Annotated in this window: 18 protein-coding genes; 8 read left to right on the forward strand and 10 right to left on the reverse strand. The window is 76.5% G+C overall.

The window, feature by feature from the left end; genetic code table 11:
• The first annotated feature begins 47 nt into the window (after nt 1-47).
• Nucleotides 48-626: an FxsA family membrane protein gene (gene fxsA, locus ACZ7LB_RS28335; protein WP_471472052.1), complete on the forward strand. Its 579-nt coding sequence runs from the start codon at nt 48-50 to the stop codon at nt 624-626.
• Between the two features lie 450 nt (nt 627-1,076).
• Here fxsA and ACZ7LB_RS28340 read toward each other — a convergent pair whose 3' ends face one another.
• The 4 genes from ACZ7LB_RS28340 to yczE all read right to left on the reverse strand — a co-directional run bounded on the left by ACZ7LB_RS28340 (nt 1,077) and on the right by yczE (nt 4,555).
• Complete coding sequence (locus ACZ7LB_RS28340) at nt 1,077-1,451, reverse strand: RNA polymerase-binding protein RbpA (protein WP_003977404.1); 375 nt, start codon at nt 1,449-1,451, stop codon at nt 1,077-1,079.
• 279 nt (nt 1,452-1,730) lie between these two features.
• Nucleotides 1,731-3,080 (reverse strand): MFS transporter, encoded by a 1,350-nt coding sequence (locus ACZ7LB_RS28345; protein ID WP_471472053.1) that lies wholly within the window; start codon nt 3,078-3,080, stop codon nt 1,731-1,733.
• Between the two features lie 51 nt (nt 3,081-3,131).
• Nucleotides 3,132-3,899 (reverse strand): glycerophosphodiester phosphodiesterase, encoded by a 768-nt coding sequence (locus ACZ7LB_RS28350; RefSeq protein WP_471472054.1) that lies wholly within the window; start codon nt 3,897-3,899, stop codon nt 3,132-3,134.
• Nucleotides 3,896-4,555: a membrane protein YczE gene (yczE, locus tag ACZ7LB_RS28355; protein WP_471472055.1), complete on the reverse strand. Its 660-nt coding sequence runs from the start codon at nt 4,553-4,555 to the stop codon at nt 3,896-3,898. Before yczE ends, ACZ7LB_RS28350 begins: the two co-directional genes overlap by 4 nt.
• 102 nt (nt 4,556-4,657) lie before the next feature.
• Here yczE and ACZ7LB_RS28360 point away from each other — a divergent pair, with 102 nt between their 5' ends.
• A complete protein-coding gene (locus ACZ7LB_RS28360; RefSeq protein WP_471472056.1) occupies nt 4,658-6,157 on the forward strand; it encodes an SCO1417 family PLP biosynthesis transcription factor in 1,500 nt (499 codons plus the stop codon).
• Between the two features lie 58 nt (nt 6,158-6,215).
• On the opposite strand, the gene ACZ7LB_RS28365 is transcribed toward ACZ7LB_RS28360, so the two are convergent.
• Nucleotides 6,216-8,174 carry a hypothetical protein gene (locus ACZ7LB_RS28365; protein WP_471472057.1) on the reverse strand — a complete coding sequence of 653 codons (1,959 nt, stop codon included), beginning with the start codon at nt 8,172-8,174 and terminating at the stop codon, nt 6,216-6,218.
• A gap of 76 nt (nt 8,175-8,250) precedes the next feature.
• On the reverse strand, nt 8,251-8,445 hold the full coding sequence (locus ACZ7LB_RS28370) for a hypothetical protein (RefSeq protein ID WP_471472058.1): 195 nt from the start codon (nt 8,443-8,445) through the stop codon (nt 8,251-8,253).
• A 309-nt stretch (nt 8,446-8,754) separates the two neighbouring features.
• Here ACZ7LB_RS28370 and ACZ7LB_RS28375 point away from each other — a divergent pair, with 309 nt between their 5' ends.
• Nucleotides 8,755-9,147 (forward strand): ankyrin repeat domain-containing protein, encoded by a 393-nt coding sequence (locus ACZ7LB_RS28375; protein WP_471472059.1) that lies wholly within the window; start codon nt 8,755-8,757, stop codon nt 9,145-9,147.
• Nucleotides 9,148-9,469: 322 nt separating this feature from the next.
• Entirely contained in the window at nt 9,470-10,888 is a 1,419-nt protein-coding gene (locus tag ACZ7LB_RS28380) for a HEAT repeat domain-containing protein (protein WP_471472060.1), read from the forward strand.
• A gap of 437 nt (nt 10,889-11,325) precedes the next feature.
• Here the strand turns inward: ACZ7LB_RS28380 and ACZ7LB_RS28385 are convergent, their stop codons facing one another.
• The 3 genes from ACZ7LB_RS28385 to ACZ7LB_RS28395 are packed head-to-tail and all read right to left on the reverse strand — an operon-like array spanning nt 11,326 to nt 13,576.
• Entirely contained in the window at nt 11,326-12,195 is an 870-nt protein-coding gene (locus ACZ7LB_RS28385) for a 5-oxoprolinase subunit C family protein (RefSeq protein ID WP_471472061.1), read from the reverse strand.
• On the reverse strand, nt 12,192-12,821 hold the full coding sequence (locus ACZ7LB_RS28390) for a 5-oxoprolinase subunit B family protein (protein ID WP_471472062.1): 630 nt from the start codon (nt 12,819-12,821) through the stop codon (nt 12,192-12,194). The genes ACZ7LB_RS28385 and ACZ7LB_RS28390 overlap by 4 nt, the downstream gene beginning before the upstream one ends.
• On the reverse strand, nt 12,818-13,576 hold the full coding sequence (locus ACZ7LB_RS28395) for a LamB/YcsF family protein (RefSeq protein ID WP_471472063.1): 759 nt from the start codon (nt 13,574-13,576) through the stop codon (nt 12,818-12,820). The genes ACZ7LB_RS28390 and ACZ7LB_RS28395 overlap by 4 nt, the downstream gene beginning before the upstream one ends.
• 352 nt (nt 13,577-13,928) lie before the next feature.
• On the opposite strand from ACZ7LB_RS28395, the gene ACZ7LB_RS28400 reads away from it, so the two are divergent.
• The 4 genes from ACZ7LB_RS28400 to ACZ7LB_RS28415 all read left to right on the forward strand — a co-directional run bounded on the left by ACZ7LB_RS28400 (nt 13,929) and on the right by ACZ7LB_RS28415 (nt 22,626).
• Nucleotides 13,929-14,648 (forward strand): GntR family transcriptional regulator, encoded by a 720-nt coding sequence (locus ACZ7LB_RS28400; protein ID WP_471472064.1) that lies wholly within the window; start codon nt 13,929-13,931, stop codon nt 14,646-14,648.
• A 417-nt stretch (nt 14,649-15,065) separates the two neighbouring features.
• Entirely contained in the window at nt 15,066-16,592 is a 1,527-nt protein-coding gene (locus tag ACZ7LB_RS28405) for a hypothetical protein (RefSeq protein ID WP_471472065.1), read from the forward strand.
• 223 nt (nt 16,593-16,815) lie between these two features.
• Complete coding sequence (locus ACZ7LB_RS28410; RefSeq protein ID WP_471472066.1) at nt 16,816-17,697, forward strand: hypothetical protein; 882 nt, start codon at nt 16,816-16,818, stop codon at nt 17,695-17,697.
• Nucleotides 17,698-17,970: 273 nt separating this feature from the next.
• Nucleotides 17,971-22,626 carry a coiled-coil domain-containing protein gene (locus tag ACZ7LB_RS28415; RefSeq protein ID WP_471472067.1) on the forward strand — a complete coding sequence of 1,552 codons (4,656 nt, stop codon included), beginning with the start codon at nt 17,971-17,973 and terminating at the stop codon, nt 22,624-22,626.
• 352 nt (nt 22,627-22,978) lie between these two features.
• Here the strand turns inward: ACZ7LB_RS28415 and ACZ7LB_RS28420 are convergent, their stop codons facing one another.
• Entirely contained in the window at nt 22,979-23,449 is a 471-nt protein-coding gene (locus tag ACZ7LB_RS28420; RefSeq protein WP_471472068.1) for a hypothetical protein, read from the reverse strand.
• Nucleotides 23,450-23,566 lie beyond the last annotated feature (117 nt).

Raw genomic sequence — 23,566 nt, forward strand, 5'->3', positions numbered from 1 at the left:
ATCACCCCCTCGTCCCGGACCGGGCCGGGCCCAGGCACACTGGGGGTATGACGACTGGCGCTCAGCCCCCCAGGTCCCCCGCCCGGTCCCCGCGCTCCCGGGCGCGGACCTTCGTGCCGCTGGGCATCGCGGCCTGGATCGTGCTGGAGATCTGGCTGCTGACCGTGGTCGCCGGGGCGACCGGCGGCTTCGTCGTCCTGCTGATCCTGCTGGCCGGAGTGGTGCTCGGCGCCGCCGTCGTGAAGGCGGCCGGCCGCCGGGCCTTCCGGAACCTCACGGAGACCCTGCAGCGGCAGCAGCAAGGCGGCGCGGAGGAGGCGCGGCCCAACAGCGAGGGCAACGGCCTGATGATGCTGGGCGGACTGCTCCTCGTCCTGCCCGGACTGCTCTCCGACGCCCTGGGCCTGCTGCTCCTGCTGCCCCCGGTGCAGAAGGCCGTGAGCCGCACCGCGCAGCGCACCGTGGAGCGCAGGCTCCGCGAGGCCCCTCCCGGCACCCTCGGGGACGCCTTCCGCCAGGCCCGGATGCACCGCCCGGACGGCAAGGTGGTCCAGGGTGAGGTCATCCACGACGACGACCACCGGCCCGACAACCCGCAGGGCCCGCGCCCGCCGCTCGCCCGCTGACGCCGGGGGCGGTCCGTACCGGGGAGGGCGCGGAGCGGTTCGGGGAGGGCGGACAGCCGCCTTCCGGTTCCGCGCGAGCGGGGTCCCTCCCCGGCGCCCGTGATCCCGCGATCCGGCGCTCCCGCCCACCGGCCTCCGCCGAGCCGCGCTGCCGCCGCCCTGGTGTGCGGCGCCCGGCCCGGCCCTTCCGTCCGCACCGCGCGGTACCGGTCGGGCGGCACCGGTGACCGCCGTACCGGCAGGGGACGGCACCCGGGGGCGGGGCGGGCCGCCATCGCGCCCGGCTCTCCGCGCCCCGTACCCGTCGCGCCCCGAACCCGCCATGTGCCGTACCCGTCATGTGCCGACCCGCCCCGGACACAGCACGACGACCGGGGGCGCCGTACAGGATGTGTACGGCGCCCCCGGTCGTCGGTGTGCGCTCGTTGCCGCGCCGGTGACCCTCGGGGGTCAGGCGCTCTTGCGGCTGTCGCGCGGATGGACCGCGATGTTCATCGCGCCGGACCGCAGAACGGCGAGCCGCTCCTCCAGGACCTCTTCGAGCTCCTCACGGGTCCGCCGCTCCATCAGCATGTCCCAGTGCGTACGCGCCGGCTTGGCCTTCTTCTCCTCCGGGCCGTCGCCGTCCACGAGAAGCGCCTGGGCCCCGCAGACCTTGCACTCCCACTCCGGCGGAATCTCCGCCTCGACCGAGAAGGGCATCTCGAAACGATGCCCCTTCTCGCATGCGTACTCCACGGCCTGGCGCGGGGCCAGGTCGATGCCGCGGTCCGTCTCGTAGCTGGTCACCACGAGGCGCGTGCCGCGAAGAGCTCGCTCACTCATGAATCGTGCCTCCCGGGCTTGTCGCCCACAGGACAGGTGTCGCTGTCGTCGTCATCCGGTCAACGTCCGGGCGGCGGTAAAGATTCCCGTCCCGAATCCCCGTTCCGGGCCATGCGTCGCCGTCGCAGTCGCAGCCTTGTCAACCAGTGCAGTACCCGCCGACGTCCGGTTTGTCACCTCTGTCGCCAGATGTGACATAGCGTTTCGGCACCTTTGACGCGCAGTAACGGTACGCCTGGCAGGCCAAACGCGTACACTACAGCCCTTTCGTGCCGAGTGCTAAATCCTCTCCGGCACGGGGTTGCCCGCGTCGCGGATCGCCCGCGCCACCGGCACCCGGGCGAGCAGCGCGAAGCCGATCACGAAGAACGCCACCAGCGAGATGATGGCGTCCCGGTAGCTCCCCGTGAGCTGGTAGGTGAGGCCGAACAGCAGCGGTCCCAGCCAGCTCATGCCCCGGTCGCTCATCTCGTACGCAGAAAAGTACTCGGCTTCCTTGCCCGGCGGTACCAGATGCGAGAAGAGCGAGCGGGACAGCGCCTGGCTGCCCCCGAGGACCAGTCCGATCCCGGCGGCCAGCACGAAGAACCAGAACGGCGCCCCGGCGGGCAGGAAGTACGCCGCGGCCAGGGTGAGCGTCCAGGCGGCCAGCGAGCCGAGGATCGTCCGCTTGGCCCCGTGCCGCCGGGCCAGCGCGCCCAGTGCGAGGGCGCCCGCCACCGCCAGCACCTGGACCAGCAGGACCGCCGTGATCAGCGTGGACTGCCCGAGCCCCAGCTCCCGGGAGCCGTAGACGGACGCCTGGGAGATCACCGTCTGGATGCCGTCGTTGTAGATGAGGTACGCCAGCAGGAACGCGAGGGTCAGCGGGCGGCGCCGCATGTCGCGGACGGTGGCCGCGAGCTGACGGAACCCCGGCGCCGACGCCTTCCGCGCCGGTGTGCGGCGGTCGCGCAGCCGCCGCAGCGGGATGAGGGCGAAGGCGCCCCACCACAGGCCGGCCGAGGCCAGGCAGACCCGCACCGCCTCGCCCTCGGAGAGCCCGAAGGAGTCGTGGGCGGTGTACAGCACCAGGTTCGCGACCAGGACCAGCGAACCGGAGGCGTAGCCGAAGGCCCAGCCGCGGGAGGAGACCGCGTCCCGTTCCTCCGGCGGGGCTATCTGCGGCAGGTAGGAGTTGTAGAGCATCATCGCCACGGACTGCGCCGCGTTGGCGACGACCAGCAGCGCCCCGCCGAGCAGATAGCGGTCGCCGCCGAGGAAGAACATGGCGGTGGTCGCCGCCGCCCCGGTGTACGCGGCGGCGCCCAGCAGGGGCTTCTTGCGGCCCGAACGGTCCGCCGCGGCGCCCACCAGGGGCATCACCAGCACCGCCACGATCACCGACAGGGAGACCGAGTACGCGAAGAACGACCCGGCGCGCACCGGGACGCCCAGCGGGTGCACGTATCCCCGCCCGTCCGCCGCCGACTCGGCGACCGAGGTCAGATAGGGCCCCAGGAACACGGTGAGCACGCTGGTCGAGTAGACCGAGCAGGCCCAGTCGTAGAAGTACCAGCCCCGCTGCTCGCGCCGCCGGTCACCGGACCCGTCGGCGGCGTCGGCCGCGTCCTCGCACACGGCGTCCATGCCCACCCGTGTCCCCGCCTCCCCGTCCGCGCGTCCCACCCCGCCGGGGCCTCAGGCCCAGACGCCGCGCTCGGTCATGACCGAGCGCAGGGTGCCGATGTGATCGGTCATGATGCCATCCACCCCCAGGTCCAGGAGCCGGTGCATCCGGGCCGGATCGTTCACCGTCCACACGTGCACCCGGAGCCCGCGCGCGTGGGCGGCGCGCACGAAGCGCCGGTCCACCACCGGGACGCCCGACTGCGACTCGGGCACCTGCGCGGCCACCGCCGAGCGGCGCGGCCCCACCGGGAACCCCCAGGAGCGCAGCCGCAGCCCGAGGACGCCCCGGACGCCGTAGGAGGTGGCCAGACGGGGACCGGCCAGCCGCTGGGCGCGCGCCACCCGCGCCTCGGAGAACGAGCCGACGCAGACCCGGTCCCAGGCGCCGGTCCGCCCGATCAGCTCCAGCAGCGGGCGCAGTGCCGGCTCCGCCTTCACGTCGATGTTCCAGCGCGCCCCGGGGAGGGCCTCCAGGAGGTCGTCGAGGAGCGGGACGGGCTCCCGGCCCGCCACCCGCGCCTCCCGCACCCGCTCCCAGGGCAGTTCCGCGATCCGCCCGGTGCCGTCCGTGACCCGGTCCAGGGTCGCGTCGTGGAAGGCGGCCAGCCGCCCGTCCCGGGTGGCGTGCACATCGGTCTCCAGGTACCGGTAGCCCGCCTCGACCGCCCGGCGGAACTGCCGCAGCGTGTTCTCCAGGCCGTCCGCCGCCCCGCCCCGGTGGGCGAAGGGGATGGGGCCGGGGTGGTCGAGGTACGGATGGCGCGTCGCGGTGCTCACGGACGCAGTATCGCGCCCTCCGGTTTCCCGTCGGCGACGGGCGGGGTGCCGCCGGATGCCGCGGGGACGGCGAACACGCGCAGGAACACCTGGGCGAGGGGTCCGATGGCGACGGCGTAGAGCACGGTGCCCACGCCGATGGTGCCGCCGAGCAGGAAGCCCGACACCACGACGGTGACCTCCAGGACGGTGCGCACCAGGCGCACCGACAGCCCGGTGCGCGCGTTGAGCCCCGTCATCAGCCCGTCGCGCGGCCCCGGGCCGAACCGGGCCGCGATGTAGAGGCCGGTGGCCACGCCGTTCAGCACGGTCCCGGCCACCATGAAGGCGATCCGCGCCGCCATGGCGCGGGCGTCCGGCACCACCGCCAGGGTGGCGTCCATGGCCGCGCCGATGACCAGCACGTTGGAGACGGTGCCGAGGCCGGGGCGCTGGCGCAGCGGTATCCACAGCAGCAGCACCAGTGCGCCGGTGAGGGTCACCACGAGGCCCATGGAGAGCCCGGTGTGCTCGGAGAGCCCCTGGTGGAGCACGTTCCACGGTTCCAGGCCGAGCCCGGACCGGACCAGCAGCGCCGAACTGGCTCCGTAGAGCACGAGGCCGCCGTAGAGCTGGATCAGCCGTCGTGACAGGTGCCGATGCCTGTGGCCGGACAAAACGCGCCCCCTGCGAGGATGGTGGTGGCCTGGTGCATGACACCATGTGGCGTGAGAAGCGATGTCAACCATGGCCAATTCAAAGAAGGTGGACTGATTATCGTGGCTCAGTGGACCTCGGCCGTGGGGGCGGCCCAGCTCGCCCGACTGCTCGGCTCCCAGCAGGAGCGGCCCGCCGGCCCCGGCGCCCGGCGCCCGCCCGCCTACCGGGCCCTCGCCGACGGCGTCCGGGTGCTGGTGCTCGAAGGGCGGGTGCCGGTCGCCGCCCGGCTGCCCGCCGAGCGCGAACTGGCCCTCGCGCTCACCGTCAGCCGCACCACCGTCGCCGCCGCCTACGAGGCGCTGCGCGCCGAGGGGTTCCTGGAGTCCCGGCGCGGCGCCGGGAGCTGGACCGCCGTCCCGGCCGGGAACCCGCTGCCCGCGCGGGGCCTGGAGCCGCTGCCGCCGGAGGCGCTCGGCTCGATGATCGACCTCGGCTGCGCGGCCCTGCCCGCGCCCGAGCCCTGGCTCACCCGCGCCGTCCGGGGAGCCCTGGAGGAGCTGCCGCCCTACGCCCACACCCACGGCGACTACCCGGCCGGGGTGCCCGCGCTGCGCGCCATGATCGCCGAGCGGTACTCGGCCCGGGGCATCCCCACCATGCCCGAGCAGATCATGGTGACCACGGGGGCCATGGGGGCCATCGACGCCATCTGCCAGCTCTTCGGCGGGCGCGGCGAGCGGATCGCCGTGGAGTCGCCGTCGTACGCCAACATCCTCCAGCTCATGCGCGAGGCCGGGGCGCGGCTGGTGCCCGTGGCCATGGCCGAGGGGCTGACCGGCTGGGACATGGACCACTGGCGCCAGGTGCTCCGCGACGCGGCGCCCCGCATCGCGTACGTCGTCGCGGACTTCCACAACCCCACCGGCGCCCTGGCCGGCGACGACCAGCGGCGGCAGTTGGTGGAGGCGGCCCGGTCGGCGGGCACCGTCCTGGTGGCCGACGAGACCATGACCGAGCTGTGGCTGGAGGACGACATCGCGATGCCGCGCCCGGTGTGCGCCTTCGATCCCGCCGGGTCCACCGTCATCACGGTCGGCTCGGCGAGCAAGGCGTTCTGGGCCGGGCTGCGCATCGGCTGGGTGCGGGCCGCGCCCGAGGTGGTCCGCAGCCTGGTCGCCGCCCGCGCCTACGCCGACCTGGGCACGCCGGTGCTGGAGCAGCTCGCCGTGAACTGGCTGTTCAGCACGGGCGGCTGGGAGCAGGCGGTGCGGGTGCGCCGGGAGCAGGCCCGGGAGAACCGGGACGCGCTGATCACCACGGTGCGGCGGGAGCTGCCGGACTGGGAGTTCGAGGTACCGCGCGGCGGGCTCACCCTGTGGGTGCGCACCGGGGGCCTGTCCGGCTCGCGGCTGGCCGAGGCGGGGGAGCGGGTCGGGGTGCGGGTGCCGTCCGGGCCGCGGTTCGGCGTCGACGGCGCCTTCGAGGGCTATGTCCGCCTGCCGTTCACCGTGGGCGGGGCGGTGGCCGAGGAGGCCGCGCTCCGGCTGGCCGCCGCCGCCCGGCTGGTGCGCAGCGGCGCCTCCGGTGCCGGGGCGGGCCCCCGCAGCATCGTGGCGTGACGGCCGGGGGCCGCCGGGGGCCCGCCCGGGCCGACCCGGCGTCCGGGAGGTTCCGGCCTCAGTGGGTCTCGGCGGCCACGGCCCCGGGCGCGGCCTCCGACGGGACGGCCCCGACGGCACCGACGGGGAGGGGGCTCGCGGAGAGGGCGCCGACGGGGGCCGTTCCCTCGTCGTCCGCCGGGGGCCGGTCCACCGGGGACACCGGTTCCGCCGGGGCCGTCCGCGCCCCGGCGAGCGACTTCGCCGGCACCACCCGCACCGCGACCGGGACCGGCCCGGTCGCCGCCGTCCCGGCCTCCTGTGCCCCGGTGTCCGCCGTTCCCCTCCGGGCCGGGAGGGCACCGGCCGCCGTGCCGACGGCCGCCGTCCCTTCCGCCCCGGCCCCGCCGTCCTCCGTCCGCTGCGTTCTCCCCGTCTCCGTCTCCAGCTCCGTCTCCGTCTCCAGCTCCGTCCCCGTCCCGGGGGAGGGCTCCTCGGGCGCGGCCGGCGCGCCCTCCCCGTCCGCCGGAGCGGTGCGGGGCGGCAGCAGGTCCAGTACCGCCTGCCGGTGGGCGTCGCTGGTCGCGTCGTCGTACGGGTCCGGGGTGGCCGGGACCTGGAGGCGGAGCACCGGGCCCGTGCCCAGGCGGGCGTAGCCGCGCCCCGGCGGGACGTGGTCGACGGGGGTGGTCCGCGGCGGCGCCCCCAGGACGGCGGTCAGCTCCTCGGCGGTGGCCGGGCCGAGCACGACCCGGGCGCGGGTGTGCTGCCGTACGGCCTCGCCGAGCGCCCCGTAGCCGTCGAGCTGGTCGGCGACGACCACGGTCACGTTGGCGGCGCGCCCGTGCCGCAGCGGCAGTTCGAGCAGGGTCTGGGGATCGGGGCGCCCGTCGGCCGCGGCCAGGTGCGCGAAGGCGCCCGGCCGGTCCACCAGGACCCACAGCGGACGCCGGGTGTCCTCCGGCGGGGGCTCGCCCTCCTGACGGGCCCGGTTGACGGCGACCAGCCGCCGCTCGGTCTCGTGGGCCGCCCATTCGAGGCCGGTCAGCGCCCCGGCGAGGCCGCACTCGACGGCGAGGACCCCGTCGCGCCCGGTCAGGCAGGCGTACTCGCCGGTGCCGCCCCCGTCGACGATCAGCAGGTCGCCGTGGCGCACGGCCTGGAGCGCGACGGAGCGCAGCAGGGTGGAGGTGCCGGTGCCCGGGCGGCCCAGCACCAGGAGGTGCGGCTCGGTGGAGCGGATGCCGGTCCGCCACACGACCGGCGGCACGTCGCGCCGCTCCTTCCCGTGGGTGAGGGGGAGGGTGCGCCGCACCCCGGTCGGGTCGGTGAGGCCGAGGACCGTCTCGCCGGGCGTGGTGACGAAGGGCTGCGCGGCGACGTCGGTCGGCAGGGGCGCGAGGGCGGTGACCGAGAGGTGGTTGGCCTCCTCGTCCCAGGCGAAGTGGTACTCGCGGGAGCGCCCGGCCTTGGCCGTGAGCAGGTGCTCGATCCGGGCCCGGGAGCCCGGCTCGCCGTCGGTGAAGTAGGCGGGGTAGCGGATCACCAGACGGGCGAGGCGGCCCGAGTCGTCGAACTCGTGCTCCGGGAACGCCTCCCGCCAGGCGCCCCCGTGGGCGTACAGCGGCTCGGGGTCCTCGGGGACGGTGAAGTAGGGGACCAGCGCCTCGTAGAGCGACTGGAGGCGCCGCCGCTGCCCGTCGTCGGGGCCCTCGGGCGCGGGCGGGGTGCGGTTCCGGCCCTGCCAGGCCGCCGCCGCCATCAGCACGGCACCGGCGAGCAGCGGGCCGTACGGCATCAGCGCCACGACCATGACCACCGAGGCGGCCAGGAACAGCAGCGCGCCGCGCCGGTCCCTGGGGGTCCCGGTCCAGCGGCGCCCCGCCGCCGAGGCGAGCCGGCGCAGACCGCGGGCGATGGTGATCAGCGGCTGGAGGACGTCGGTGGCGCCGTCGGCCGCCGTCCGGGCCAGCTCCCGGCTCCGGGCGAGCTGTGCGCCGCCGTTGCTCAGAATGCGGGGGAGGGGCCGCCGGGCCACTGCTGCCTCCTGGAAGTGCGTGTGTGCGGGGGGTCGGGCGGGGGTGCCGGGCGGGTCGCCGGCCGGGCGCGCGGGGTCAGAACCTGAGCCCGCCGAGCAGGCCCGCCAGGCTCTCGCCGCCCGCCTTGATGCTGGGGGCGATGGCGGTGCTCGCGAGATAGAAGCCGAACAGGACCGCGACCAGCGCGTGCGACGGCTTGAGCCCGTCCTTGCGGAAGAAGATGAAGACGACGATGCCGAGCAGGACCACGCCTGAGATCGAGAGGATCATGTGAGTTCTCCTGGTTCGCGGGGACAGTCACCATGAGTACTTCCAGGATCACAGGATGTATCCATACGATTAAAGGTGCAAATGGGGGAATTTCGCCGGAAATGACACGGGTGGCGGAGTCCTTCCCGTGCCGGTCGGGTGGCGCCCGCCGCCCGGCCCCCGCAGGTGCCGATCCTTGCGCGGCGGGTGTCCCTTCCGGTGCCCGCCGAGCCAGTACCCTGGCGATTCACTCGCACGGCCGCACCGCTCGCGGCCGTGCGCACAGTCCCCGACGGTCGTCCGGCCGTGAGCGAGAGGTGGTCCGGCCACATGAGTGATGCCCCCGACCCCGAGGTCGTGGAACTGGCGACCAGGATCTTCGACCTGGCCCGGCAGGGCCGCACCGAGGAACTGGTGGCCTACGTCGACGCCGGGGTGCCCGCCGACCTCACCAACGACCGCGGCGACTCCCTCGTCATGCTCGCCGCCTACCACGGTCACGCCGGCGCGGTCCGCGCCCTGCTGGCCCGCGGCGCCCAGGCCGACCGCGTCAACGACCGCGGCCAGACCCCGATCGCCGGCGCCGCCTTCAAGGGCGAGACGGAGGTCGTCAAGGCCCTCCTCGAAGGCGGAGCCGATCCTTCCGCCGGTACCCCCTCGGCCGTCGAGACGGCCCGGATGTTCGCCCGCGCCGAACTCCTGGAGCTGTTCGAGGCGCGCTGATCCGGCACTGGTCCGGCCGGGGTGACACCCCGCTGACCAGCGGGAACACGGAAAACGGGGCGGGCGGTGCCAGGCCGCCGAAATATCGGTCGCGGCGCGTGTGACCGCCGGGTCATCATGACGACGTGATTCACGGACGTGATGGCTGGGCAGGAGTTGCCGCACCGCGCGGACCGTGACACGGCCCGTGCGGGCCATCGACGAGAGGCAGAGGAACATGGTCTACAGCAAGCAAGAGACGGCGGGCTCACCGACGTGTTGTCGCGCGTCCAGGTAACGCGTTTCCCCGGTTGCGTCGACGCTTGATGTGAGGCTGTTTCCCATGTTCGATCCGGTCATAGCGCCCAGCGGTACGCTGCTCGGCCTGCTCCAGCGGGGTCGCGGCGACGGCACGCTGCACGCGCTCACCGCCCCGCGCCCCGAGGCGCTGGCGGCCCTCAACCACTGTGTGCTGCGCGATCCCCGCCACGACTGGCAGGTGGAGAACCGCTCCCTCTACTACGCCCGTCTCTACCTCGACCTGAACGGCGAGCTGGACGAGATCGAGGCCCACCTCTTCGGCGCCGAGGACATCCTCGACGACGACGAGTCCCGTACCGGACTGGCCCTCGCGGTCCTCGGCCACCTCGCCTCCTACGGCAGGCGGGACGCCCTCGGGCTGCTGCGGGCGTACGCGGAGCGCGGCGCCAACTGGGCGTGGGCCCTGGACGAGCTGGCGCTGCGCGACGACGACGCCGGGCTGCGCGCCCTCGCCGCCCCCGTCCTGGCGCGCTTTCCCGAGACCCCGCAGGGCGACGCCGAACTGGCCCTCGTCGTGCGCGACGCCTTCGAACCCCGGCCCTGGCGACTGTGGGCCGAGGACCCGCGCGCGCCGGTCGCCGCACGGGTGCGCGCCGCCCACGAGACCGGCTGCTTCGACCGCTGGCAGCGCCAGATGAGCCCCACCGGCCCCCGCCCCGGCTGGAGCGTCGGCGCCGTCCTCGACTGGGCCCAGCAGGGCGTGGACCGGGGCGCCGCCCTGCACGTGCCCGCCGCCCGCTGCCTGACCGCCGTCGCCGGCCCGGAGGACCGGGCCGAGATCCTGGCCGCCGCCAGCACCGGTACCGAGGGCGCCCGCTGCACCGCCCTGCGCTACCTCGCCGACGGCGACGACCCCACCGCCCTCGACCTGATCGAGGACGCCGTGGCCGACGGCACCGCGCCGGTCGCGGAGGCCGCCGTCGACGCCTTCGAACGCATGGGCTCCGCCGGCGCCGTCACCCGCGCCCGCGCCTGGGCCCACCGGCCCGGCCTCCTGGGCGCGGCCGCCGGACGGGTGCTCGCCTGCCGGGGCGACGCCCGCGACCGCGGCCCCGTCCTCACCGCCCTGCGCGAGGCGGTGCGCGCCGAGGGCCCGGACGCCCCCACCCTCTGGACACTCGTCGACGGCACCGGACGGCTCGGCATCGGCTGCGCCGCCCCCGTGCTGCGCCATGTCTACCGCGAGACCGCCTCCTCCCATCTGCGCGGCCGGGCCGCCCGTGCCCTGGCCGCCACCGACCCCTCCTTCGCCGCGGGATTCGCCGTCGAATGCCTGTGGGACTGCGAGGAGACCACCCGCGAACTCGCCGCCCGCTACGCGGAGACCGGCGACGCCCGGGTCGTGGAGCGGCTGCGGCGGCTGGCCGCCGACCCCGCCGAGGAGGACGAGGTCCAGACGGCGGTGCGGAGCCGGTTCGGACCGGACGCCCCCGCCGTGTGAGCCCCGCCGGGCGCGTCCCCGGGTGCCGGGCAACCGGGCGCGGCGCCTCGCGCCAACGGGGTTCCGGAGCGCCGGGGATGTGGAGCACCTCAGCTGTGGAGCGCCGGGGTCCGGCACCCGGGCGCCCGGGACCCGCGCAGTGCGGAGGACGGGCGCCGGGACCGGGAGTGCCTTCCCGGGGGACGGGTGGGGGAGGGCGTACGGCCGGGGCGCGCGCCGGTACGGCCTGTCTCCGTACGACAGTCCGCTCGTACGACGGTGTATCGGTACGACTGTGTGCCTGTGTGCCTGTGTGCCTGTGTGTAGAGGTGTCTGCGCGCCGGGGTGCGCGGGTTGCCTGCGCGCGGCGGAGCGTCAACCGCGAGCGCCGGTTCGTCCGCCCCGTCCGTGTGACCGTCCGTTCGTACGGCCGGGGGCTCGTACGGGCCGGGTGTCCGTCAGCGGCGCCGGACCGGCACGAAGCGCACCGGGGTACCCGGGACCGCCTGGGCGGCCGCGGCGAGGTCGGCGGCGCGCACCACGCCGATCACCGGATAGCCGCCGGTCGTCGGATGGTCCGCCAGGAACACCACCGGGCGCCCGTCCGGCGGCACCTGCACCGCGCCCAGCACCATGCCCTCGCTGGCCAGTTCACCGGTACGGCACCGGGCCAGCGGCGGGCCGTCGCAGCGCAGCCCGACCCGGTTGCTCGCCGGGGACACCCGGTACGGGCGGGACGAGAACGTCCGTACCGCCGCCGGCGTGAACCAGTCGGCGCGCGGCCCCGGCGTCACCCTCAGCACCAGTTCCGCCGGGGGCCCCGGCCGGGGGGCGACGTCGACGTGCGCGGCGGGAGCCCCCGGCGGCCCCAGGGGCAGCAGGGCGCCGTCGGCCAGGGGCGGCGGACCGAGGCCGGACAGCAGATCCGTGGAGCGGCTGCCCAGCACCGGCTCGACGGCGACGCCCCCCGAGACGCCCACATAGGAACGCACCCCGCTCCGGGCCGCCCCCACCTCCAGGAGCGCTCCCGCCGGGACCCGGACCGGTGCCCCCCACGGAACGGGCCGACCGTCCACCGCCACCGGGCAGGGCGCCCCGCCGACCGCCACCGTCACCGGCGTGCGCGGGCGCAGGGCGCAGCCGTCCAGCGTCGTCTCCAGGACGGCGGCCCCGGACGGATTGCCGACCAGCCGGTTCACCAGCGCCGCGGCGGGCGGGTCCAGCGCACCGGAGCGCGGCACCCCCAGATGGGCGTGGCCCGGCCGGCCGCGGTCCTGCACGGTGGTCAGGGCGCCGGCCCGCACCACCGCGAGCGCGCGGTCCGTCATGCCGTTCCCTCCCCGTCCCGGGGCACGAACCGCACCCGGGTGCCCGGCGACAGCAGCGCGGCCGGGACCCGAGCCGGGTCCCACAGCACCGTGTCCGTGCTCCCCACCACCTGCCAGCCACCCGGCGAGACCCGCGGATACACCCCCGTGTACGGGCCGGCCAGCGCCACCGAGCCCGCCGGGACGGCCGTGCGCGGGGTGGCCCGGCGCGGCACCCCGTCGTACCCGGGCGGCAGCCCCGTCAGATAGCCGAAGCCCGGTGCGAAGCCGCAGAACGCCACCCGGAACTCGGCCGCCGCGTGGATCCGGACCGCCCCGGCGCGGGACACCCCCCAATGGGCGGCGACCCCGTCCAGGTCGGGGCCGTCGTAGCGGACCGGTATCTCCACCACGGCCCCCGCGGGCACCGGCGCCGGGGGAACGTCGGCCGCCGTCAGCCCGGCCGCCACCCGCGCCGGGTCGTCCAGGCCGTCGAGCAGCACGGTGCGGGCCGCCGGGACGATCTCCCGGACCACGAGCGCGCCCCGCGCGCGGCGCCGCAGCAACTCCTCGTGGAGCGCCCGCGCCTCCTCGCCCGAGTCGGTCTCGACGAGCAGGGCGTCGTCCCCGACCGGCAGCACCCTCACGCGAACGCCTCCACCCGGACGCCGGACGCCGCCAGCCGCTCCCGTATCCGGCGGGCCAGCCCCACCGCCCCGGGCGTGTCCCCGTGCACGCACAGCGAACGCGCCCGCACGGCTATCCGCGCCCCCGAGCGGGCCAGGACCGTACCGGTGCGGGCCAGCTCCACCGAGCGCTCCACCACGGAGTCCGCGTCGGTGACCACCGCGCCCTCCGCACCGCGCGGCACCAGCGTGGCGTCGTCCGCGTAGGCCCGGTCCGCGAACGCCTCCTCGACGGCGGGGAGCCCGGCCCGGCCCGCGGCCTCCAGCACCCGGGAACCGGGCAGCCCCAGCACGGGCAGCGCCCCGCCCGCGAGCAGCACCCCCTCGACGACCGCTGCGGCCTGCTCCGCGTCCCGCACCACCCGGTTGTAGAGGGCGCCGTGCGGCTTCACGTAGGCCACCCGCGTACCGGCCGCCCGCGCGAACACCTCCAGGGCGCCCACCTGGTAAGCCACCTCGGCGGCCAGCTCCGCGCGCGGCACCTCCATGGCGCGCCGGCCGAATCCGGCCAGGTCCCGGTAGGAGACCTGGGCGCCGATCGTCACGCCCCGCTCGGCGGCCAGTTCGCACACCCGCCGCATGGTGACCGGGTCCCCGGCGTGGAAGCCGCAGGCCACGTTGGCGCTGGTGACGACCGACAGCAGGCCCTCGTCGTCGGTGAGCCGCCAGCGCCCGAATCCCTCGCCGAGATCGGCGTTGAGGTCGATCGAGGTCATGTCCTCTGCTTCTCCGCTCCGTCGTCCGTGTTGCCTGCGTTGTCCGCGTTGTCCGTTGTCCGTCGGGGGCGCGTGGCGCCGTCCACCGTGCCGACGCGCGTGCTGTCCGCTCCGTCCTCGTACCGCCGGTCCGTTTGCGCTCCGGGGCGGGGCCGGGGGAACGGGCAGGGGGGTGAGGGGTGAGGGGGCTGGTCGGTGAGGGCGGGGAGGCCCCGAGAGGGCCCACCGGGCGCCCGCCGGGGGTGGAGCGGTGTGCCGGACCGGTCCGTCGTCCTCGCACCGTAGAGGATCGTTCAACGATCCTTCAATACCCTTGTTGCCCCGTCCCGTTGTCCACGGTTGAATTCCGGGCATGGCAGAGCCGCTGACCTCCCTGGCCGACGACCGCGCCCTCCTCGGGCGGACCAGCACCGCCGAGCGGGTCGCGGACATCCTGCGCGACCGGATCGCGGAGGGGTACTTCCCGCCCGGGGCACGGCTGTCGGAGGACGGTGTGTGCGGGGCGCTCGGCGTCTCCCGCAACACCCTGCGCGAGGCGTTCCGCCTGCTCACCCACGAACGGCTGCTGGTCCACCGGCTGAACCGCGGGGTGTTCGTGCGCGTCCTGGACGTCGAGGACGTCGAGGACATCTACCGCACCCGCACCCTGGTCGAACGCGCCGTGGTCCGGGGCCTGGACGACGCGTCCCACGGCCTGGGGGCGCTGGCCGCGGCGGTGCGGGAGGGGCGGCACGCGGCCCGCGACGGCGACTGGAACGAGGTGGCCACCGCCAACATCCGCTTCCACCGCGCGCTGGTCGCCCTCGCCGGCAGCGCCCGCACGGACGAGCTGATGCGGGGGGTCCTCGCCGAACTGCGTCTCGCCTTCCACGTCGTGGACGATCCGCGGCGGCTGCACGAGCCCTACATCACCCGCAACGCGGAGGTCCTCGCGGCGCTGGAGGCGGGCGACCGGGCGACGGCGGAGCGCCTGCTCACCGACTATCTGGACGACTCGCGGTGCCGGGTGGTGAAGACGTACCGGGACCGGGTCGCGGGCGGCGGGGAGCGCGAGGCGGCGGGCGGCGGCTGACGGAGGGGCGATTGACGGGGCGTCGGCGACGGGCTGCCGCGCGCCCGCCGGGGCGGCGGACGGGTGGGGCGACCGGCGATGGCCGACCGGCGACCGGCGACCGCCGACGGCCGACGGCCGACGGCCGGGGGCGCGCGGGGCGCGCGGCGCGGAGGCGGGGGCGGCGCCCGGGTTCGGCAAGTCGGCGGTCCGCATTCGGGTACCCGGGGCGCGCGGCCCCGGGATGTCCGGAACCGGACGGTCCCGGGCGGGCGGCCGGTGCCCGGGACGCCGGGAACGCGGGCGCTGGGCGACGGGCCGGGCGCCGCCCCGGGTTGGCCGGAAACCGCGCCGCCCACCGGGGGCCGGGGCATCCGGGGGAGCGGGGCTTCTGCGTCGTTTGGGTTGTTGTCGGACCGAGGACCTAGTCTGTGCACCGTGACTTCGCCTGCACCGACGGACAGCGTTCCGCCCCAGCTCAGCGCGGGGCCGCGCCCCGCCCCGGGACCGGCCGCCGACGAGGGGCTGGCGCGGCGGCTGCGCGCGCTCGCCTGCACCGCGCCGCTGCACGACCTGGACGCCCGCAAGGCGAATCTCGCCGGTGAGTACTCGGTGTACGGCATGGCGGAGATCGCCCTCGCGGGCATCGACCTCGTCACCCTCAACATGGACTTCGACACCGGCGCCGACCACGACCAGATAGTGGCCCGCCTGCTGCCCCGCGTCGCCGCCCAGGCCCCCTCGCGCCCCGCCGCCGAGCACGAGCGGGTGGCCCGCTGGGTCCTGGAGAACCTGATCAACGTCGGCAGCGCCGACCGCGGCTTCCGCGCCGTCTACGGCACCTTCGGAGCGGACGGCGCCTATGTCCGCCGCGACTACGACTTCAAGCTGATCGAGGAGGTCCCCGGCCCCGGCGGCACCGTCTACCTGCGCACCACCGACGAGGCGGTCAACGTCCTGGTCGGCGCGCTCGACACGGACGTCACCAGCGCCCAGATCGCCGCCGAGGTCAAGCTGGAGGTGCTGATCAGCCGCGGCCGGCTGGCCGACGCCCAGCTCGCCGCCGAGCAGGCCAGGTACCGGACGGTGCAGTACTCCGAGACCCTGCGCCGGTCCCTGGACGCCACCCGCCGCAACGTCCGCGCGGTCGACTGGCTGCACGCCGTCCCGGACATGATCACGGAGGCCCTGGACCACGTCGCGGACCGCTACCGCCACGAGAACGCCATCCTCACCAACATCCGCAAGGCCCGCGACGAGTCGGAGGAGCCCGAGCAGAAGCGCCGCGCCGCCGAACTGGTCGACATCGTCAAGGACTGCATCCGCCGCCACACCCAGCTCCAGTCCCGGCTGCTGGAGGCCGGTCCGCTGTTCCGGGCCGAGCAGGACCGGCAGGCCTTCGCCACCCCCCTGGCCACCTCGGGCCTGGACCTCTACGGCCACCTCGTCGCCCCCGTCCTGCCGCTGCCCCTGGAGCGGGCGCAGCGGGTCACCGACGCCTTCTTCGCCCGGGGCACCGGTCTGCGCACCCCCGTCTCGGTGCGGATCGGCGACCTCGTCGACATCCTGCTCACCCCGCCCGTGGAACGGGAGCACCTGGGCGCCGAGATGCCGGAGCCCGACCTCATCGCCACCCCGGACGACAGCCGCTTCAGCGAGGGGCAACTGGCCGCCGCCATGGAGCTGCTCGACCTGCCGCACGACGCGCCGCGCCGGCTGTCCGGGCTGCTCGCCGAGGCCCGGGGCCGGGACGCCGACCTCCCCTATCTGGTCGCCCTGCTGGCCGTGCACGCCGCCAGCCCGCCCGTCGGCACCGCCTACCGGCAGGGCGAGCCGAAGCTGCTGTTCGCCGTGGACGACGGGACCGAGCTGGACGACCCCGAGTTCGGCGGCGCCGACCTCATCGTCGGCACCGCCCTGCTGGACGCGGCGGGCATGGCGGCCGACCGGACGGAGGCGGCGTGAGCGGCACCCACCGTCCGCCACCGGGGAGCCGGGAGCAGCCCCGGTCCCCGCGGCGGCACCTTCCCCGGCCGCCCCGGGACGAGCCCGGCCCGGCGGCCCGCCACGGCCTCCCGGCCGACCGCGTTCCCCGGCACCGCCCGGTGTCCCGGGCCCACCACGCCACCCGGGCCGAGCCCCGGCCCCGGCACCAGGACGAGTACCAGCGCAGCGAGGAGCCCCGCCCGTGACCGAGCACGTCGACCGGAGCGAACCGGAGACGGGCACCGCCCCCGCCCCCGCGGCCGTCACGCCTGCCGACGCCGCCGACGCGGCGCGGCTCGTCGCCTTCGGCCTCCAGCCCAAGCTGCTCCCCGCCCGCGACCAGGAGTACGCCGACCTGCTGCGCCGCCATCGCGAGGACCCGCCCTTCGCGCGCCTCGCGGACGCCGTCGCCGCCGGACTCGGCCTCGTCGTCCTGGAGGTGTCCCCACGCGCGGGCATGGCCGTGGCCGCCGCCGAGGACTCGGTGTTCGCCGTCCGCATGGGCGACTACGCGCGCCGCGCCGCCACCGACGCCGGTGACCGCTTCCTGCACGGGCTCGCCCACCTCGCCGTCGCCGCCCTGGCCTTCCCCCGCCCCGAGGACCTCGCCGACGACGGCTACATCGGCCGGATCACCGTCAACGGTGTCGACGCCTTCGTCCGCCAGGCGTGCCGCCGGCTGGAGGAGCGCGCGGAGGGGGCGGGCGAGAACACCGACCCGGCCACCGACGCCCCCGGCCTGGAGGCGGCCTGGCGGATCTGGGCCAGACGCAGCGCCACCGGCGCCACCAAGGACGCGCGGCGGCTCCCCGGCTCCACCACCGGCATCGTCGGCAAGGCCGTCGCCTTCCTCACCGACTCCGGCTTCCTCCAGCGCACCGGCGACGAGGGCGGCGGCACCTACCGCACCACCGCCCGCTACCAGCTCCAGGTGCGCGACATGGCGGGCGCCGCCGCCATGGCCGAGCTGCTGGAGCTGGGCGTCGTCCCGGTCACCGACGGCACCGCGACCCTGCTGCCCGCAGAGGAGACGGAGGATCTGGAACTGGTGGCCGACGCGGGCCTCCCCTTCCACTCGCCCTGACCCCGCCCGGCCGCCCCGGCCCGGTGACGGGTGCCACCGGACCCGGAGGACCGGCGTCCCGGGGACACCGGCCCCCGGGAGCCGCGGACCGCGGGCCGGCCCCGCACCCGGCCGCCGGGCCCGGTCCTCCCGGGACCGTCCCGGCCTCCGGAGGGGCCCGGCACCAGGCCCGGGACCGGAACGGCCCCCGCCGGCCCCGTTGCCGTCCACGCCGCACCCCCGCCCCCGACACCCCGCCCCCACCCCGCCCACGAAGACTTACGAGAGTCCGCCATGTACGAGCTGTCCCGGGTCCGCCTCTACTCCATCGGGCCCGCCGGCGCGCGCTACGCCGACACCGTGCTCGACCTGCGCGGCGTCGGCGAGCCGGTGCCCGACCCCGCGCCCGCCCAGGCGGAGTTCTTCGCGGAGGAGCCCGTCGGCCCGCCGCGCCGCCCCGCGCCCGCCGGAGTGCTCTTCCTGGAGAACGGCGGCGGCAAGTCCGTCCTGCTCAAACTGATCTTCTCGGTGATGCTGCCCGGCCACCGCAACACCCTGGGCGGCGCCAGCTCCGGCGTCCTGCGCAAGTTCCTGCTCGCCGACGACTGCGGCCACGTCGCCCTGGAGTGGCAGCACGTGCAGACCGGCGAGTGCGTCGTCGTCGGCAAGGCCAGCGAATGGCGGGGCCGCCAGGTCTCCAACGACCCCCGCAAGTTCGCCGAGGCCTGGTACTCCTTCCGGCCCGGACCCGGACTCGCCCTGGACAACCTGCCCGTCGCCGAGGCCACCTCCGTGCGCCCGCCCGCCGAGGGGGTCTCCGGCGCCCGGGGCAGGCGGCGCACCATGAAGGGCTTCCGGGACGCGCTCACCGAGGCCCACAAGGCGTACCCGCACCTGGAGGTGCACTGGGAGGAGACCCACGAGCGCTGGACCGAGCACCTCGGCGACCTCGGACTCGACCCCGAACTCTTCCGCTACCAGCGCGAGATGAACGCCGACGAGGGAGAGGCGGCCGGCCTCTTCGCCGTCAAGAAGGACTCCGACTTCACCGACCTGCTGCTGCGCGCCGTCACCGACACCCGGGACACCGACGGCCTCGCCGACCTCGTCGGCGGCTTCGGCAGCAAACTCGGCCGCCGCGCCGAGCTGATCGCGGAACGGGACTTCACCGCCGGGTCCGTCGACCTCCTCGGACGGATCGTCGAGGCCGCCGGCGCCCGCGCCCGGGCCCGCGACGTCCACGCCGGGGCCGAACGCCGCACCAGGACCCTGGCCCGCCGGCTCTCCGCCCGCGGCGCCCGTGAACGGGCCCGGGCCGCCGACCTCGCCCAGCGGGTCACCGCCGCCGCCCACGCCGTCACCCACGCTGGTGCCGACCGCGACCGGGCCGCCCTCGTCTCCGCCGAACTCGCCTACCGGCACGCCTCCCTGGCCCTGGCCGCCGCCGAGAAGACCGCCGCCGCCCAGAAGCGCGAACTGGCCGACGCCCGCACCCTGCACTCCGCCTGGCAGGCCGCCGAGGCCGTGCTGCGGCACCGCGCCGCCGCCGACCGCGTCGCCCGGGTCTCCGCCGCCATCCAGGAGGCCGAGCGGGACGCCGCCCCCGCCCTCGCCGCCCGCTCCCGGGCCGCCGTCGACCTCGTCCGCGCCCTGCACGCCGCCGCCGGGCGGGCCGAACAGCAGGCCAACGAGGAGGAGGAGCGGTCCGCCGCCCTCCAGGAGGTCAGCGACACCGCCCACCGGGACGCCACCACCGCCGCCACCGAGGCCCAGCGCGCCCGCAGCGAGGCCGGCCACCTCCGCCAGCGCCTCACCGAGGTCGAACAGGAGACCGCCGAGGCCGTCCGCGCCGGCTGGCTCGACGACAGCGCCCCCGACGCCGACCCGGCCCGCGCCGCCCTCGCCGCCAGCGACGCCGAGAAGGGCGCCGTCGCCGCCTGGGAGACCGCCCGGGAGGCCGCCCTCCGGGCCACCGAGCACGCCCGCGAGGCCGCCGCCGCCGAGTCCCGCGCCGAACTCACCGCCGCCCGCGCCGCCGACGCCGCCACCGCCGCAGCCCGCGCCCACCACGCCGAGCACCGCGCCGCCGAGGCGCTCGCCGCCGAGGACCGGCTCGCGGAGCTGCTCGGCCTCGCCCCCGGGCCCCGCCCCGGCATCCCCCAGCCCCGCAGGGACGCCGACCGCGACCCCGCCGGCCCCCCGGCGGCCCCCGGACCGTCCGGCACGCCCCTGACCGCCGAGGAACTGGACCGCTGCGCCGACGAACTGCGCGAACTGCTCGACGGCACCGTCTCCGGCGCCGAACGCACGCTCTTCGACCTGCGCACCGCAGCGGCCGACGACTCCCGCATCCTCGGCGCCCTCGGCGACGGCGGACTCCTTCCGCCCGGCCCCGACGTCCTGGCCACCGTGGAGTTCCTCGGCGAGCACGGCATCCCCGCCCTCCCCGGCTGGCGCTACCTCGCCCAGGCCGTCGACCCCGCCGACCACGCCCGGGTGCTGGCCGCCCGGCCCGAACTGGTCGACGGCGTCGTCATCACCGACCCCGACTCCCACACCCGCGCCCGCGAGGCCCTCGGCGAGGCGGCCCTGCTGCCGCGCTCCGCCGTCGCCGTCGGCACCGCCGCCGCCCTCCTCGCCCCCACCCCGGCGCCCGGCACCGGACCCGAGGACGTCTTCCTCGTCCCGCCGAACCCCGCCATGCACGACGAGCACGCCGCCGACGAGGAGCGCCGGGCCCTGCGCACCCGGGCGACCCGGCGCGACGAGGAGATCCGCGCCCTCGCCGCCCGCCTCGGCAAGGACCGCGAACTGGCCGCCCGGCTCGCCTCCTGGCGCACCGGCTGCCCCGCCGGCCGCCTCGCCGAACTGGCCCGCGCCGCCGAGGACGCCCGCTCCTTCGCCGAGGAGACCGAGGCCGAACTGGTCCGCGCCCGCACCCTGCGCGCCGAGGCCGACGAGGGCGCCACCGAGACCACCGCCGTCCGCGACGAACGGCAGGACGCCGCGCAGCGGGCCCGCCGCGCCGCCGACGCCCTCGCCGGACTCGCCTTCCGGCTGCGCGAACGCTCCGGCTGGCAGACCCGGCTCCGCGAACTCGCCGACGACGGCGCCGAGGCCGAGGCCCGCGCCCAGGTCTGCCTGGACCGCGCCCGCGCCGCCGACGAGGACCGGCGCGCCGCCCAGCGCGCCGCAGACGACGCCCGCCGCACCGCCCGCGCCCTGCGCGCCGAGCGCTCCGAGATCGCCGGGGCCCCCGACGACGTGCCCGACGACGGCACCGCCGGGCCCCGCGCCGCGCTGCCCGCCCTCCGTGAGGCCTACCGGACCGCCTCCCAGGTGTACGAGAAGGTCGGCGTCGGCGCCGACCTGCGCGCCGAACAGGCCCGTGCCGAGAGCGACGAGAGCGCCGCCCTCGCGGAGCTGGACCGGCTCAGCAACAAGGTCCGCACCCGCGCCGGGCAGTTGCTCGAATCGCCCGACGGCTCCGACGGGCCGTCCCGGCAGGCCGCCGCCGCCCGCGCCGAGGAGCTGGTGCAGCTCCTGGAGACCCGGATGTCCAGCGCCAGCGAGCGGCTCGGACGGCTGCGCGGCGAGTCCGAGCGGCTCGCCCCCGGCGACGGCGACGACGCCCACACCGCGCTCCCCGGAGAACTGCTGCCCCGCGACGCCGAGCACGCCCAGGCCCTGCTGCGCACGGCCACCGCCGAACTCGCCGCCCGCACCGGGGCGCTGGACGGCGCCCGCGAGGCCCACACCGGCCTCCTCGACGCCCACCGCGCCGCCGAGGACGCCGCCGGCGGCTTCGACGAGACCGCCGCCCTCCTGCGCGACCTGCTGCGGGACCACCCGGCGGAGGAGGAGACGGAGGAGCCCGAGCCCTACCCCGGCGGCCCGGAGGAGGCCCGGCGCGCCGCCGCCGAGGCCCGCCGCTCGCTGCGCGGCTGCGCCGCCGACCTCAGCGCCGCCGAGGCCGCCGTCCGCGAGGCCGGTGACGTGCTCGTCCGGCACGCCAACTCCACCCGCTACGAGCAGGTCCGCACCCCCGCCCGGCAGCAGATCCGGGAACTGCCCGCCGCCGCGCTGCCGGAGCACGCGGCGAAGTGGGCCGACGCCTTCGCCCCCCGGCTCCGCGTCCTCACCGACGAGCTGGCCCAGCTGGAGCGCAACCGCGACTCGATCGTGGACCGGCTGCGCGGGCTGGTCGAGTCCGCCCTGGCCACCCTGCGCTCCGCCCAGCGGCTCTCCCGGCTGCCGGAGGGGCTCGGCGAGTGGTCCGGGCAGGAGTTCCTGCGCATCCGCTTCGAGGAGCCCGACCAGGCCACGCTCACCGAACGCCTCGGCGAGGTCGTCGACGAGGCGACCCGCTCCGCCGTGCGGAAGAACTCCGACCTGCGCCGCGACGGCGTCTCCCTGCTGCTGCGCGGAGTCGCCGCCGCCCTGCAGCCCAAGGGCGTCGCCGTGGAGATCCTCAAGCCCGACGCCGTGCTGCGCGCCGAGCGCGTCCCCGTCGGGCAGATGGGGGACGTCTTCTCCGGCGGACAACTGCTCACCGCCGCCATCGCGCTGTACTGCACCATGGCCGCGCTGCGCAGCAACGACCGGGGCCGCGACAAGCAGCGGCACGCCGGCACGCTGTTCCTGGACAACCCCATCGGCCGCGCCAACGCCACCTATCTGCTGGAGCTCCAGCGGGCCGTGTCCGACGCGCTCGGCGTCCAGCTCCTGTACACCACCGGGCTGTTCGACACCACGGCGCTCGCGGAGTTCCCGCTGGTGATCCGGCTGCGCAACGACGCGGACCTCCGGGCCGGGCTGAAGTACATCAGCGTGGAGGAGCACCTGCGTCCGGGGCTGCCCCAGCAGGCGACGGCGGGCGACGGGGAGGCCGTGCACAGCGAGATCACGGCGACCCGGATGTTCAAGCGCCCCGCCCCGGCCTCCGGCTGACGGACCGCCCGGCGGGCCCCCGCCCCGGGGGCGACCCCCGGCCCTCAGCCCCTGGCCCCCAGTCCGGGCCGGGTCTCGGCCCGGCCCCCGGCCCCAGCCCGGCCCGACCCCCGGCCCGGCCCCCGGTCCCGCCGGTGCCGGTCCGGATGTCGGGTGGCCCCGTCCGGCCCCCGGCCCCGGCGGCTTCGTACCCCGTTCGCCCTTCGCGGGCCCGGGGCGCACCGGGGGCGCGGGCACCCGCCCACGCCGGGCGCGGCCGCCCCGTGACACGGCGCGGCCCCGGCCGTCAGGGCCGGGGCCGTACGCACGGACGGTGCCGGACCCAGGGGGCCCGGCACCGTCCGGTGGGGGATCAGGAGTGCGAGAGCCGGCTCGCGCCGCCCTGGCGCCGTATCCGGCCCCGGGCCCGCTCGGCGGCCCGCTCCTGACGCCGTGCCCGGCGCCGCTCGCGCCGCATGGCCCGCGCGGTGCTGCTCGGCACCGACACCACCCCGTTGCGCTGGTTCCACACCTGACGGGTCACCCAGACGTCCAGCACCGCCCAGGTGGCCACCACCGTCCCGGCGATGCTGCTGATCACCATGGGGAACGCCAGCCAGGACCCGGCCAGGGTGGACAGGAACGCCACCATCGCCTGGATCAGTGTCACGGCCACGATGAGCACGGCCCGCACCGCCGCCCTGCGCACCGGGTCCGGCAGCCGGTGCCGCCGGGCGGGCTCCTCCGTCCACAACGTCCGGGGGGGTGCCGGACGGCCCCCCCGTCCTTCCCACCACTCCCCGTGGCCCGGCGCCGTACGCCGTTCCGCAGTGCTCCTCGACATGTCACTCCCCACCGCCGGCAGCCCGCTCGTCCGGGTCCTTGGACCCGGCCCCCTCTGGCTGCCCCTTCTGCGCCGCCTCACGCCGCCTCGGCGCGTGCTGCGGCTCCTGTGACCGGT

The organism is Streptomyces sp. NPDC107521, from assembly GCF_055598485.1.